Annotated in this window: 1 protein-coding gene; it reads left to right on the forward strand. The window is 65.7% G+C overall.

Features of this window, described 5'->3' with window-relative positions; all coding sequences use genetic code 11:
• Nucleotides 1-65: 65 nt before the first annotated feature.
• Nucleotides 66-17,099: a leukotoxin LktA family filamentous adhesin gene (locus AB4Z51_RS30050; protein WP_441498601.1), complete on the forward strand. Its 17,034-nt coding sequence runs from the start codon at nt 66-68 to the stop codon at nt 17,097-17,099.
• The last annotated feature ends 11 nt before the right edge of the window (nt 17,100-17,110 follow it).

Genomic DNA, 17,110 nt, shown 5'->3' on the forward strand with positions numbered 1-17,110 from the left:
ACGACCTCACGACATTCTCCCACCCGGTTGTGGATCGGCGCGAATGCCGATGAAGAGGATATGAAATGCGCGGACCATCTGCGACGCGACACAATGACGAGCTGACGACGCTGCGGAGGCTGGCACGCTTCCGCTCGATGTCGCTGCTCTGCGCGATGCAGATGGTCTTCCTGCCGGTGTTCAGCGTCCGCCTGCAGGCGCAGACGGCGAACGTGATCACCCCGGACGGCCGCACCGGGACGAGCCTTCAGACATCAGGCAGCGTGACCAACGTCACGACGTCGACGATTTCGGGCAACAACGCCTTCAACTCGTTCTCGCAGTTCAGCGTCGGGCAGGGCAACACCGTCAATCTGCAGCTGCCGACCGGCACGCAGAACCTCGTCAACATCGTTCGCGACGCCCCGGTCTACGTCAACGGCACGCTGAACTCCTACATGAACGGCGCGATCGGCGGTAACGTCTATTTCGCCGACCCCAAGGGGTTCGTGGTCGGCCGCAGCGGCACGGTGAATGTCGGCAGCCTCAACGTCTCGACGCCGACACGCGAGTTCACCGACAGCCTGATCGGCGCAGGCGGGCAGATCAACCAGTCGGCGGTCGGCAATCTGATGGCGGGCTCGTTCCCTGTCTCGCCCGACGGCAACATCCGTATCTATGGCCGCATCAACGCGATCGACGGTGTGCGCCTGACCGGGCAGAACGTCTTTGTCGGCGGCGCCAGCCAGCGCGACATCGCCAATCTCGACCACGCCGCGAAGTTCGCAGCCTCCGTCAACTCCAAGGGCCTGCGCAGCGCCAGCGCGATCACCGTGAGCAACGGCTCGATCCATATCGGCGCCGTCAACAACGCCAGGATCAACGGACGCCTCACTGCGCAGAGCAAGAGCGCGACGCCGAGCAACATCACGGTTCAGGCCGGCAACAACATCGATGTCGGCAAGAAGGCCAATCTCAACATCGCAAGCGCAAACGGCAATGCCGGAGAGATCCGCCTGAAGGCGGCGCAGAACCTGACCGTCGCGGGCGGCGCCAGGTTCGATGCCAGTGCGAAGACGGGCAATGCCGGTCTCGTCGACTTCAGCGCGAACGGGATCATCGACATTGGGAAAGGCATCAAGGTCGATCTCAGTGCGGACAACGGCAAGGCCGGCACGCTGCTGATCGACCCGACCGACGTGGTCGTGGGTGATGCCGCTCAGGGCGACACCGGCGTGACGCTGTCGAACAGCTCCATCGTGAATGCGCTCGCCGGGCTCAGCGCCGGTGCCGACTACCTCATCCAGGCCGATCATTCCATCACGCTCGCCGCGCATGCGATGATCGATGCCCGCCGTCTCGATGGCTCCGGCCATTCGACCGGCAACGCCAACAACGTCATCATAGACGCGCCGAACATCGAGATCATGAATGGCGCGCAGATCCTGGCCCAGTCGGTCAACTTCGGCGGGACCACCTACGCCGACGGCAACGTGACGCTGAGGGCAACGGCGAGCGACATCAAGCTGTCCGGCCAGGCCACCGCCGCGACGGCGATCACGGTCGACGGCAAGATTACCGGCGGCATCGTCTCGATCACCGCAACCTCGACGGCCGTGTCGAGCTTCCTGAACGGTTCGGTGGCCGGTGATTTCGCGCTTGTCGGCTCGACGCTTGCCGCCTCGCTGCTCGGGCTCAATGGCGGCTATGTCGCGGCAAGCGCGACTGCGACCATCAACATCAACAGCCATGCCGACATCAACGGCCGTGGCGACGTCACCATTTCCGCGCATGCCACGGAGACCGCGTCGGATCCGGCGGTCGCCTCCACCTTGCTCGGCAGCCTCACGCCGGTCGCGGCCGGCGTGGTCGTCGGCAAGATCGACGGCACTGCCACGACCAACGTGGCCTCGGGCGCGACGGTCAACGCCGGCGGCAACCTCGAGATCAAGGCGCTCAACGATGCGACCATCGCCATCTCGGCCCTCGCGGCGTCGACGAGCGCGCAGATTGTCCCGACGGTGGCCTATTCCACGGGATCGGTGACGACGACCGCCAACGTCGCGACCGGCGCGCATATTGCTGCCGGCACGGTGAACACGAGCGGCAGCACCCTGAAGGTGCGCGCGATCAACAACAACTCGTTCTCGACCAGCGCAACGTCGGTTGCGGCGCCCGGAACGGGGGCGAGCGGTGCTGTCGGCGGCGCGTTCGCCATCAGCGACATCACGACGTCCGCGACCGCGACGCTCGGCGCATCGCTCGGAACCGATACCGCCAACCGGATGAACGGGTCCGTTCTGGTCGAAGCGACGTCCGATACCACGCTCAATTCCACGATGGCTTCGTCCATCGCCGGCCTCCCGGCACTGATCGCGGCAATCGAAAGAGGACTGCGTGCCGTCACCGCGCCGACGTCGATCATCAGGGACCATATGGGCTCGCTGATGCCGTTGAGCTTCGATTTCAAAGTCGCAGGCGCGCTCTCGCTGGCCAACAGCACGCAGAGCGCAACCGCTGCGATCGCGCAGAATCCGAGCGGCGGCGCGCCGAGCATCTATGCCAGCGGCAACGTCGCCGTCGCCAGCAACGTCATCGATCGCGGCGTTCGCAGCAATGCGACGTCCAGCGCGATCACGAAGGACCCGGTGTCCGGCGAGAGCACCGCGATCAGCGCGGCCGTCGCCTGGGGCAATTTCACCCACAATTCGAACGCCTATATCGGCGGCGGAACCCTGGTCAACGCGGCGAATATCGCCGTCGATGCCACCACCGAATTGCCGATCACCAACACCTGGCTGAAGTGGGATGGTTTGGGCGCGGTGCTGAGCCACCTCAACGGCAATCTCGGCGTCGGCGGCAACATCCTGACCAGCTACGCCAATGCCACCGCGGACGCTGGCGACACGATCGGCATCGCCGGTTCGCTGAACCATTTCGTCGTGAACAACAACACGACGGCGTGGGTGGCCGGCAGCGCGAGCCTGACGGCAACCTGCGCGACCGCGGCCTGCGGCAGTGGCACCGGCTGGTCGGTCGGGATGGACAATGGCGACGTCCATACCTACAACGCCAGCCTCCAGATCGCGGCCACCACGACCACGGCGTCGATCGACGCCGCCGGCAATGTCGGCACGCTCGGCTTCCTGTTCGGCAACACCTCGGGCGGCTCCTCCGTCGGCGGCGCGCTCAATCTCGTCCAGTTCAACACCAATACCATCGCCGGCGTTTCGGACCGTGCGACGCTGCGTGCTGCGGACGACATCGCCGTCAACGCGATCACTTCCGACCGGTTCGTCGCTGTCGCACCGTCGTCCGGCAAGGCTGCCGGCACGCTGGCGCTGAACGGCATCACTTCGCTCGGTTTCCTGAACAACACGACGCACGCGTCGATCTCGAGCCAGGCCACCGTCTATGCCCCGACCGTCGGCATTCTGGCGCAGCAGGATCTGTCGGTCGTGACGCTGTCCGGCGCGATGAGCTATAACGGGAGCGGCGGTTCGGCGGTCGGCTTGTCGGTCGCCTATCTCGGCGCAAATACCGACACCTCCGCCTATATCGGCGACAACCATTCCGACATCCGGCCCGGCGTGTTCAGCGCCAACGATCCGTTCGCCGGCACCAGCGGCGGAAGCGGGGCGGTCAATGTCGACAATCTGACACTCAGCGCGACCACTTCGGGACGCATCACGGCGGCCGCCGTCGCGGCAGCCGTCTCCGACCCGGCGTCGTCGAGTTTCTCCGACAAGGCAGGCGCTGCCGGCGCCGCCTCGACCGGAGGCACCGCCGGCGTGACGACGGCGGCGGGCAAGATTGGTTCGACCTCGGGATCGAGCACAAGCGGCTTCAGCCTCGATCTCGCCGGCAGCTCGTCGGTGAGCGACGTCTCGCTCGGCACCAGCGCCTATATCAGGAACACGACGGTCAACAAGTACACCACGACCGGCGCCGTGCTGACCAACACGATCGTTCAGGCGCTGAACGACACTATGCTCAACAATGGTTCCGGCTCCGCGGCGCTCAATCTGGCCGGAGGGTCTGCCACGGGGGCTGCGATCGGCGGCGCGATCGCGGCGGCGATGTCGAACAATGCGACGCTCGCCTATATCTACGGCACCACCATGAACAACCAGAGTTCGGTGACGGTGCAGGCGCTCAATGGCGGCTCGGAGACCGTCGTTGCCATCGGCGTGGCGGGATCGAAATCCAATTCAGCGTCGCTGTCGGCCTCCGTCGGCATCATCACTGACAGCGCCAACGCCTATATCGAGAGCTCGACGATCACGGGGCAGGCGTCCGGCGTCAACCGGGCGCTCGAGGTCGATGCCTACCAGACCACGAACATCGCGATCGGCGGCGGCTCTCTCTATATATCGGGCGGCCAGGCCGGAGTCGGCATCGGGCTGACCTATGCCTCGATCGCCGATCCCACGGGCGGAAACGCGACCGACGCGCATATCCGCAGCACGGCGATCTCGAATTACGACACCCTGTTGGTGATGGCCGACAGCGCCAGCGTGATTGCGGCCGGTGCGGCCTCAGGCGGGGGCGGGGCCAGCGCCAACGGACTTGCCGGCGCGATCGTCGTCAGCGAGATCACGCCGACCACGACAGCCTATATCAACAGCGGCTCGACGGTGAGCATCAATGTCGGCCGCGTGACGGTGCTGGCGGACAGCGGCGCGGTGTCGGCGCTCGACACTGCGCTCGGCAACCTCGTCAAGAAGTCGAACAACAATCTTCTCGCGTCGGATACCTGCACGGTCGCCGGTGGCACGGGCGGGCAGAACTGCATCGACTTCAGCGCGGCTGCGCTCAACGGCGGCACGGGCAACGGTCCGGGAGCCAGCATCGTCTCCGTTGCGGGTCTCATCCAGGCGGGCAAGAACAATGTCGGCGCCTCGATCGTCTACAACACCATCGCAACCACGCATTCGGCCTATATCGCCAACGTCCTGATGACCGCCGGCAGCAACGGCAATGTCAGTGTGAGCGCGGTCGACTCCTCCAAGATCCAGGCGGTCACGATCGGCTTTGGTCTGGCGACCGGACAGTTTGCGGGCGTCGGCGGTACCACGATCAGCAGCATCTCCAATACCGTTACGGCGGCCATCGGCAACGGCCAGTCCAGCGCGACGCAATCGTCCGTCACGGCCAAGAACATTTCCGTCAACGCGACCGACAATTCCAGCATCACCGGAACCGCCGCCGTCGCGGGAGCCTCGACGCAAGGCAGCGCCGCGGGCCTGGCACTCGTCTACAGCAGCATCGCCAACAATGTCAGCGCTGGCGTGACCGGGTCCAAGCTGACCGCCTCGGGCAGCGTCGCGGTCGGTGCGAACTCGAACGCCAGCATCTCGACCGTCGCCGTCGGTATCGCGATGTCCTCGCAGGTCGGGCTGGCCGGTTCGGTCGCCACCAATCTGATGGGGACCAACGTCACCGCCAGCATCACCGCCGCCGGCACCAACGGGATCAACGGCGCCGACGTCACCGCGACCAACAACGTCGCCGTGATCGCCGGCAACAACGACAAGGCGGCCGTGTTTGCGGGTGCCGTGTCGATCAGCAAGGGCGCTGCCGGCGGTGCCGGCTCGCTGGTCACCAACCAGATCACGGGAACCACCGCGGCCTATATCAGCGGCGCCAACACCAAGGTCGATGCGCTCGGGACCAGCACCACCGACACGCTGTCGGTCAACAGCGGCTCGCTCGTCCATGCCTTCGATCTCGGCACCGCGCATGCCCCGACCGACACCACGCCCGACCTCACCGAGACCCAGGACACCGTGCGCGGCCTTACCGTGGTCGCGAGCTCGCACCAGGCGGTCGTGACCAACGTCGCGTCGGTTGCCGCGAGCAGCGGCATCGCCATCATGATCAACCCGATCACCAATGTGATGAGCGGGCAGACCCGGGCCTATATCGACAGCGCTTCCATCGACACGCGCCTGACCTCGTCGACGCTGGCGCCGCAGATCGAGGTCGCCGCGTCGAGCTTCTCCTATTCCGGCGCGTTCGGTGCCGGCATCGTGGCTCCGACCGGCAACGGCGGCGGCGGCGCTACCATCATCAGCACCACGATGCAGCGCGGTACGTTTGCCTACATCACCAATTCGACTGTCGGCGGCGCGCAGTCGTCGAGCCCGACGGTCGGCGCCGTCACCGTGAAGGCCAATGCCGAGCAGGATGCATCCTCGATCGCGATCGGCTTCAACACCGGCTCGGTCGGGTTGAACGTCTTCCAGGCGACGACTGAAGCCTATGTCGACGGTGGCGCGCTGACGGCCGCATCGCTGACGGTGAACGCCACCAACAACACCGGCATCTTCTCCGCGAACGGCTCCGGCGCCTATGGCAGCCAGGCCGCGATCGGCGCGGCGTTCCTGGTCCAGGTCTCCTCGAACCGGACCGAGGCCTATGTCGGCGACGAATTCCACTATCAGGGCAATGGCGCTGCACACACGACCGCGCTCAATCTGAGCGGCGCGCTCGACGTCGAGGCCACCACCAAGAACCGCTTCGAGGCCTATGCGATCGGCGGTGCGCTCTCGACCGGCACGGCGGCGATCGCCGGCATGGCGAACATCGAGATCGCCAACAACACCACCATCGCCGGTGTCTACGACACCACGTTGCAATCGGTGACGGGTGGTGCGGCTGGCGCGGTCACCATCAACGCGACCGAGGACGTGGCGATCAAGGAGATCGCGGGGGCGCTCGCGGTTGGCGCCAGCGGGGCAGGGGTCGGCATCGGCGCCGCCGCCAACGTCATCAGCTTCAAGAGCCAGACCATTGCGGAAAGCCGCAACAGCAATCTGAACTCGGCTGGCGCGATCAACGTCAATGCGCTCAGCACCAAGGAGGTGCTGTCCTACGCGGTCACCGCGGGCATCGGCGGCAGCGTCGGTATCGGCGCGACGGTCGGCGTCATCATCATCGGCACCAACACCGCCGATGCCGACACCCAGGGCCAGCAGACCGGCCAGCTCAATCAGGGCAACAACGGCACCATCGCGTCCGTGAACAACGGCACCAACCATACGCAAGGCAGCAACGCGGTCGCCAGCGGCACGGCCGGCAATCCGAACAGCGCCAACGTCAGCTCGACCTACGACGTCAGCAGCGTGCTGAGCGGCGGCAACGACGCCGTCGTCGCGCAGATCGCTGGCGGCAACGTCACGGGCACGCAGGTCAATGTCACTGCCACCAGCGCCAATGCGGCCAAGATGTATCTGCTCGGCGCAGGCTTTGCGAAAAATGTCGGCATCGGGGCCGGCATTGGCTACACCAGCGTCAACAGCACCGTGCTCGCCAATCTGAGTGACTACGGACGCAACGGCTCCGGCGTGCTGGTGGCCGCAGATACGCCTTTGGCCGTCTCGGCACCGATTGTCACCGTTGCGGCGGTGGTCAAGGACGCGACCACCGGACCTTATGCCGGCAAGACCATCGACACCGAGGCGATCGCCGGCGGTGCGGCGCTTTACTTCGGCGCCGATGCGGCTGTCGCGGTCGGCAATGTCAGCAACTCCGTGGTGGCGATGCTTGGCGGCCAGATCACCGGCACGGGCGGCACCGGCACTGGCGCCGCGGTCATGGCGCAGGATTCGACGACCCAGGTGGTCTTCACCGGCGGCGTCACCGGCGGCGCCGTGGCTGTCGGCGCTTCGGTCGCAACGGCAAGCCGAACGAGCTCGGTCGCTGCGAGGGTTCTGAACGGCTCCACCGTCAACGTCACGACTCTGGCAGTTGGAGCAAGCGGCGCCGGCACCTTGACCACGACGTCCACAGCACTTGGTGGCGGCATCGTCGCGGGCGTCGGTGCGGATGCGGAGGCCCACGAGAACTCGTCCGTGTTGGCGGAGATCGGCAGCAGTGCCTCGATCACGACGTCGGCGGCCGGCGTCGGCACGCTGGTGTCGGCGTCGATCGCGCCCAACCTGTCGAGCGAGGCAATCGGCGTCTCGGTCGGTGGCGGTGCCGTCGGCGTCGCCATCGCCAAGTCCACGGTCGGCGCCACGGTGACGGCCGATGTCGGCGACAACGTCAGCTTCTCGGGCGGTGCGCTCGCGGTAACCGCCATGGCGCTGGTTCCGACCGTCGGCACCACGACGTGGGCCAAGGCGCTCGCTGGCGGCGGCGGCTCGCTGATCGGCGCACAGGGCAGCCTTGCCGTGGCGTCCGAGAACGCGACGGTGAGCGCCTATGGCGGGATGGGGATCCGGCTTCCCAACGCCGACGTCACCATCGCGGCCGAGAACGACAGCGCCCAATACGCCGAGGGGACGGGCCTTTCGAGCGGCTTCCTGGCGCTCGGTGCGACGGTCGCGCAAACGTCGTCGAACGCGCACACCTATGCCTATCTGGGTGCGCCCGCCGATATGGATAATCTCAATCACGGCAATTGCACGGGCATTCTCCGGATCACGGCCACCGGCACGGATACCAACGTGTCCAACGCGACGGTCGGCGCAGGCGGCACCTATGCCGGCGCGGCAGCGGTCGCCACCACCAGCTCGACCGCCGTGACCAACGCACGGTTCGACGGTGGCGCGACGGACGACACGCTCTATTTCGGCGGCCTCCGCATCAATGCCAAGCACACCACGAATTACGCCGCCAGCGGCGACGCCTATCAGGCCTCGACGGCCGGTGTCTCCGCCGGCAAGGCGCAGAACGACGTCGACTCCACCACCACTGCCGAGATCGGAACGCACCTGATCATCAATTCGGCGGGCGGCAACATGGTCGTCATCGCCAACGACATCGTCAACCAGGGGGGCGGCGGCGCGCGGTCGGGCTCCGGCGGCTCGTTCTCGGGTGCAGCCGCACTCAGCACGTCGACCGTCACCCAGCACGTCAACACAAATATCGGGGCCGGCACGGTCCTGAGCCTCAACGGCGATCCGCGGACGTCGGCGGCGTTCATCAATATCGAGGCCTACAACACGCTGAACACCAACGATACGGCGAGCCTCGCCACGGCCAGCTTCTTCGCCGGCGGCGGCGCCGAATCCAACATGACGGCGAATGCCACGCTCGCGGTCAACATCAATGCCCGCGAGCTGTTCAGCGTGGGCAAGATCTATATCGGCACGGCCGCGAAGATGGCGGCGGCGAACAACGCCAATGCCAGCCTCTACGGCGCGATCGCCGGCGTCGGTGCCAGCACCAACAGCTGGGTCCACGCCAACCAGTCCGTCAATGTCGGCGACAACGCGAAGATCGCGGCCTGGCGCGACATCACCATCTACGCGGGCCTCGCTGGCGACGGCACCGTCTTCAGCAGCGTGCAGGCGACGGCGACGACGGTCGTCTACAACAACACCGCCGTTCCGATCTCCACGCTTTATCGCGGCACGGCCAATGCCGACGACACCACGAGCCTGACGCTGGCCCCCACCTCGAGCATCCTCGGCGCGCGTGACATCTATCTCGGCGCAACGCAAGGGCAGGTCACGGCGGCCGGCAACGGCAGCAACTACAATCCGTATCTGGACATCTTCAGCGCCAAGAACAGCGACAACCACAGCCACACCAGCGGAACCGGCGATGTCGCGCTCAACGGCCAGGTGGTGGCGGGCGTCAATAACGATTTGACGATCACGATCGAACTCGGTGCGACCGCGCCGACACTGAGCACGACCAGTCCCTATTCCCTGCTGACAAACGGCTCTTCATCGGTCCTTGAGCTCGTCTCCGACGTCAATCACTTGAGCCCGGTGATGAGCTGGAACCACCAGACGGTCCAGTACGCCGTCGTCGGCAACTTCAATCCCTACCAGCTGGTGGTCAACCAGCTGGCGTCGCTGACCGGACTGACCGAGTCGCAGGTCCGCTCCCAGCTCGCGGCGGCGACGCCCACGTCGCCTGCCAGCATGTTGCCGTCCGGCACCGATCCGACCGGCGACAAGCAGCGCCAGATCGACACGTTGATCAAGCAGGCGCCGTTTACCTCCGACGCGCCCGGCAACGCCTTCGCGTTCGGCGACATCATGGTGTCCGCCGGCAACGTCTCAATCCTGGCCCAGAAGCTCACCGGCAACAGCGGATCGAATCCCGCGGCACCGGCGGTCATCGCGCGCAGCTCGCCGTTGATCAAGATCGAGAACAAGGGTCTCGACTTCATGAGCCTGGCCAACCTCACGGTCACCGATGTGACCGGAGGCAACATCACCTACCGCCAGATCGACCATGTCGACCCGGATTCGCACTCCAATGTGACCTTCACCGCGATGCCGAGCGCGACGCCGGTCATCGACGTCTCGGCCACCTACAACCGCCTGGATCCCGATAGCGGCCAGGGCATCGACCAGAACGGCAACGTGCTGACCCGCACGCCCGACATCTATTTCAACGGCGCCGTCAACAACGCGAACGGCCTGCTCAAGATCATCAACAATCTCGGCAGCGTCGTCGCATCGCAGTCGCTCAGTGCCGCGACCGTCCAGATCGTGGTGCCCAAAGGCACCTTCACCTTCCTCGGCGGTATCGGGAGCTTCTACGACAGCGGCAGCGCGGTCACCTCGCAATGGGCCACCACTGAAAACAGGCCGGAAGACACGCTGACCGCGGTGATGACGGCGGCGACCTATCTCGGCGCCTACGGCGACTACTATACCGCTCCGCATATCGCTTCGGGAACCGATCACCCCTATTTCTATTACTGCTGCACCGACGGCAGCCACGGCGTGTATCAACCCGTCGGCAACGCCGACGCCAGCACGATCTTCACCGCGCGCATGCTGATGACGTATTACGACGGCACCTCGCTCTATTCATCGATCTTCCTGCCGGTGGGCAGGGGTACGCCTGGGAACACCAGCACTCCCGATGCCGGCAGCGTGCCTGACATCGCGACCCTCAAGATCATCGAGGGGCAGTCGCAAGACTCGTCCAATGTCGTGCTCGCGCAGTGGAAGAAAACGACTTATGACGGCCGCAACGTCTACACCGATAGCGGTCCGTACAAGACGCCGTTCAACTGTGCGTCAGCCTGCGACAGCTCGGGCTTCTTCCAGGTGATCAACATCCAGCCGGATGCGATCACGCCGAAGACCGCGGACGCGCCGGCCACCGCGACTGCCACCCGGACCATCAGCGGCCAGGCGGTCATCATCTCGGCGTCGGTGATCAACATCAACGGCACCATCCAGGCCGGCTCGAGCAGCAATTACTCGGTCGACATCGGCGCCGCGGCGTACGATGCCATCTACGGCAGCAACGGCCTCAAGAACCGCAACGGCGGCGCGGATTTTGCCGCGGCCCAGGCCAATGCGCGGAACGGCGTCTATTACGACATCTCGGGCTCCGTGACGGCGTCGGCCAGCGGCGACGCCAAGATCGGGGTCAGGTACAACGCTCTCACCGACCAGCTCATCCTGAATGGCGTGGCGCAGGGCGCCGGCGGCTACGTCTACCTCAACGGCAAGATCATCTCGACCTCGACCGACAGCACCCAGACCCAGGGTAACATCGAGATCAAAGGCGGCGCCGGCACGGTCACCGTCAACAACACCAGCGGGCTCCAGCTGGTCACCAACACCATCAATACCAGCGTCACTGCCCAGAGCGTGGTCGAGATCGTCGACCAGCTCAAGGGGAAGACGACGTGGTGGGTTTACGATCCCAAGGCTGCAAGCAGTCAGCAGGTGTCGCGGTACGAGACCAACAGTGTCACTGCGGCCGCGATCGACCCGTCGATGCTTACGGCCAGGACCGGTACGGCGGGCGTCCAGTACCGGACGCAGGAGAACATGCTCTATCAATGGGTCGACACCGCGACGCTGGATCGTCTACCCACCAGCACGCAGTTCGACTACGGCTGGAGCTTCACGCCCAATCAGGTCACCGGCGAGAACTGGACCCGCTCGACCAACCTGGTTTCAGGCACGCAGAGCAGCAACTATCAGAAAGTCACCACCGCCACAGGCAGCTATCACTGGGCGGGAGGCGTGAACCCGGATGGGAGCCCCGTTGGACTCAACACCCATTCCAACGCGTGCTGCGGCGCGGACGCCCAGTACAACTGGTACCAGGCGATCTATGATCACCTGACGCTCACGCTGACCAACACGGTCAAGGCGTCGAACCCGATCAACATCAAGTTCATCGGCGGCAGTAGCAGCGACGTCGTGGTCAATTCGACCTCGGGCATCGTCATCAACGGGTCGATCAACAACCAGCAGGGCACGACGACGCTTGCCGCCACCGGCGCCAACTCGTCCATCACGGTCGCCGCCAATGCCAACAACCCGGTGATCTCGGGGACGAGCGTGACGCTTCGGGGTGACGGCGGTATCGGCACGCTCGGCACCACCAAGGCGCCCGTCCAGGTGCAACTCTATGGCGGCAGCCTGACCGCGAGCTCGATCGACCGCGACATCGCGATCTCGGCGATCGGCGCGCTGTCGATCAATCAAGTGAAGGTGAATTCGGCAGGCACCACGCCGCAAGGCAGCGTCTTCCTCTCGGCGACCGGCGACATCAACTCGGCGTCCGCCTACAACATCGCCAATCCCGTCGTGATCGGCAAGAACATCGAGATCAACTCCACCTCCGGCGCGATCGGCGCGAAGAGCGCCGTCGTCAACGGCGCGTCCACCCTGACCAACATCAATCCGCTGGTGATCCAGGCGACCGGCACGGTCCAGGCCAACAGCACTGTCGATGGCGGCGTTCTCGACAGCGCCTCGGCCACCGGCACCTACATCATCCAGTCCAAGGGCGATCTGCGCCTCGGCACGGTCCAGTCGACCGGCGGTCCGGTGTTCCTCGAGGCGGCAGGCTCCGACGGCAACCAAGCCAACATCCTGAACGGACGCGCGGCGGTTGGTCTGACCCAGGCGCAGAGCCAGCATCTGCAGGACGTCTGGGCGAGCCTCGACCTGCTGAGCGGCAACGCCGCCACCAATGCCGTCAACAGCTACCAGTCGATGGTGACGTCGGCCTACAACGACTACTTCCAGCTCAAGAACATCGCGTTCCAGGACGGCAGCACCTACAATCCGACCTCGGTGGGGCTGACGGTGCTGCGGGCGCAGGTGGCTGCCAAGCTCGGCATCATCGATCCCGCCAATGTCACGACCACGCAGATGCAGGTCGAGGCCACGACGCGGTTCCTGCGGGACCAGTTTCTGCTCGGCAAGATCACCACCGACCAGCTCAAGAGCTCGCTGACGACATTGCTCGGCACCGCGCCGGCGGATCCGCTGGGGACGGTGTTCGGCACTTCGCTTTCGACGACGCTGTTCACGAAACTGTTCGACGGCGTGGCAACCGCCAATCAGCGAATGCCCAGCAACACGGCGCTGCAAACGGCGCTCAATACCTACAATGCGAGCTACAGCTATACGCTGGCGTCGACCGAGCGGGTCTATAGCATCATCACCGCGGGCTCGCAGTGGACGCAGAGCCAGCTCGCCTACACGGTGTCGTCGTCGGCCGTCGGCGCGGCGCCGCCGCCGATCGACGAGAACGTCGTGGCCAATGTCAACGCCAACCAGATCATGCTGTACGCGCCGCGCGGCTCGGTCGGCAATTCGGCCGCGCCCCAGACGTTCACCTTCACCAGCGTCGATTCCTCGTCGCTGACGCCGGAGCAGAGGGGATTGCTCGCCACGGCCGGTCCCGGCCAGCTCACCGTCGGCGCGGTCACGGACCCGACGACCCATGTCACGACCTATACGGTCAGCCTGTCGCAGCAGAACCTCGTCGTCGTCGACAACCCGATCGCGATCTCGGCCAAGGCGCTGTCGAATATCTATCTCGGCAGCAAGAACAGCCTCGCGCTCGGCGGCGTCACTGCGAACTACGGCTCGATCGCGGCCGCGCAGGCCAACGGCATCGAGGTGACCGGCCGCGGCGACGTCAAGCTCGACGCCGTCAACAGCATCTCCGCCAACGCAAGCGGGGCCGTGATATCAGGTGATATCGGCAACCTGACCCTGATCGCCGAGCACGGCAATGTCGGTGCCCCCTCGGGAACCGCCGGAAGCAACCCCGCGAACAATACGAACGCGCTCCAGATCGCGTTCGCGGATCCGTCCAACGACCAGCTCGACCAGGTTTCGTCGGCGCAGGGCATCTACCTGAAGCAGACCACCGGCGATCTCATTCTCGGCAACATTGCCGCCGGCAATGCGATCCAGCTCGCTGCGACCGGCAGCATCTATGCCGAAGCCGGCTTCACCGACCGTTCGGCGATCCATATCCTCGGCGCCGACCTCGATCTGCGCGCCGGCGGCAACATCGGCTTCAACGGCTCGACCTTCCAGCCGCTGCAGGTGAATATCTCCGGCGCGGTGACCGGCTCGGCGGTCGGCGACCTCAGCATCCTCGCCGTCACCGGCGATCTCATAGTCGGCACGAGCGGCACCTATGGGACGCTGACGGCCGGCGGTGCGCTGACGCTGAACGCTGCGCGCGGCGGACTCACCGTCAATGCCGACATCACCAGCGGCGGCCTGATGCAGCTGCTTGCCAACCGCGGCATGAATTTCGCTGCCGGCACCAGCGCTGCGCCGGTGGTTGCGACCAGCAGTTCGGACGGCGTCACCCTGGTTGCCGCGACGCTGACGATGGGCGCCTATTCGGCCATCAACGCGGGCGGCCTGATCTCGGTGACCACCACGGGCGATGCGACGATCGGCCAGCTGAATTCATCGCTGTCCTATGCGGCGGCCTCGAACGCGCCCTCGATCATTGTCACCGCCGGTGGCGTCGCCTCGCTTGGCGCGATCCTCGACAATGGCGACGGCCAGACCAGGTTCGTCGCGTCCGGCGCGGGCGCCGAGCTGTCGCTGAGTGCATCGAACGGTATCGGAAGTGCCACGAGCCGGCTCGCCTTCAACGCCGTACAATTGTCGGCGAGCGCGAGCGCCGGGGGCATCTACCTGAAGGCGCTGACCGACACCGAGGCGAGCTTGCTCTCCGCGGTGAAGGGCAACGTGGACATCATCGGCACCGGCGCGCTGACGCTCGACCAGGTGCTGGCGGGCACGGCGACCGGCGCGAGCGGCAGCTTCAGTGCCGTCGCGAACAACGGCAGCATCGTCATCGGGACCGCCGACAGCAGCGGCTCGCAGACGGTCCACGCCAGCCAGAACGTGACGTTCAAGTCGCTGACGACGACCGGAAATGCCGGCGATGCCGGCAACATTGACGTCACCGCCGACAACGGCTTCATCCTGGCGCAGACGGTGACGTCGGGCGGCGTGACCACGCTGGGGTCGGTCTCGGCCCACGGCTCGGCGACGCTGCTCGCGGCGACGACCATCACCGGCAACACGCTCGCCACCACGACCGGCTCGGCCGTGCTGACCGCGACCGGCCCGATCGACTGGAACACGCTCAACGTCGGCACGACGCTGGGCGCGACGGCAAGCCAGGGCAGCATCACCTTCAAGACCGCGCAGAGCGGCGGCACGCAGACCCTCCGCGCCCATGACAATGTGACGTTCAATGCGCTGACGACGACCGGCATCACGGGCGATGCCGGCAGCATCAACGTCACCGCCGACAACGGCTTCATCCTCGCGCAGACGGTGACGGCTGGCGGCGTGACGAGCCAGGGTTCGGTCTCAGCCAACGGCTCGGCGACGCTGCTTGCGGCCACGACCATCACCGGCAACACGCTCGCCGCCACGACCGGCTCGGGCCTGCTGACCGCGAGCGGTCCGGTCAACTGGAATGTCCTCAATGTCGGCACGACGCTGGGCGTGACTTCAAGCCAGGGCAGCATCACGTTCCAGACGGCGCAGAGCGGCGGCACGCAGACCATTCACGCCCACGACAACGTCACCTTCAACGCGCTGACGGCGACGGGCATCAACGGCGACGCCGGCAGCGTCAACGTCAATGCGGATAACGGTTTCATCCTGGCGCAAACGGTGATGTCGGGCGGCGTGCCAACGCTGGGCTCGGTCTCCGCCAATGGCTCGGCGAGGCTGATCGCGGCGGGGACCAACACCGGTCATAACCTCACGGCCACGACCGGCAACGCAGTCCTGAGCGGCACCGTCGTTCGTTGGGATAATCTTAGCGCGGGCGGCACGCTCGACGTCACCGCGACGGCCGGAGGGATCACCGTTGGCACCGCCATCAGCGGCGGCACGCAGACCCTGCATGCCGTCAACGATATCGTCTTCAGCCAGCTCACCACGACCGGTATCCCGGGCGATGCCGGCGACCTCTACGTCAAGTCCGACACGGGCTCGCTCCGCGGCGGATCGATCACCGCCAACGGCGAGACGCGTTTCGATGTGGCCGGATCGGTCTCGTTCGACCGGATCAGTGGCGACATCGTCAAGATGACGTCGTCGGGTGACCTGACGATCAACTGGGTCAGCGTCGTCCGGGAGCTCGACCTGGCGGCAGACACGATCAACGTCAGGGGCGAGCAGATCCGTTCGAATCCGGCGATCCCGCTGATCATGAACATCACCGGCTATAACGGCGGCGTCGCGAAGTCCGCCAACATCTCGATCGACCCGGACAGCATCATCGTCAACCAGTTCAGGGTGGTGGACGCGAACTTCTGGACCGACGCGCATGCGGTCACGATCCTGAACGGCTATGTCCCGGGCCAGCTCATGCTCACCACCGCCACCCAGCAGGTGTTCCTGAACAACCGGACGCTGGTGCCGACCAACGGGCCGACGCTCCAGCTCTACCAGCCGGGCGGCGTGTTCACGATGAGCCAGATCGGCAACGCCAATGTCAGCAACGCCTACGTGGTGTTCTACACCGGCGACGTCTCGGCGAGCGTCACCAATTACGGGCCGACGCACACCTGCTGCTACGACTTCACCGGCGCCAGCATGGTGCGCAACATCCCGGTCGACGGCGAGGGCAAGGAGAGCATCGAGACCTGGCTCGCGAAGAAGGATGGCGGGACGTTCTATTTGCTCGGTCTCTCCGGCCAGGCGCGGCTCGATGCGCTGCTGACGCCGCGTCCGGTCGAGACCATCGGCTCCGGTCCCGCCGTCAACATCGAGGGACTGAGCGACCTGCGCAAGCTGCGCCGTCAGGGGCAGCGCGTGGGTCGCCCGGGCTGGAAGGATGCGGCGGTCGAGACGGCGAAGCCGTCCGTTGGCCGTCTCGCACAGGCATGGTAACGAGATTCGGG

It is taken from the genome of Bradyrhizobium sp. 2TAF36, from assembly GCF_052114925.1.
GTDB classification, from domain to species: domain Bacteria; phylum Pseudomonadota; class Alphaproteobacteria; order Rhizobiales; family Xanthobacteraceae; genus Bradyrhizobium; species Bradyrhizobium barranii.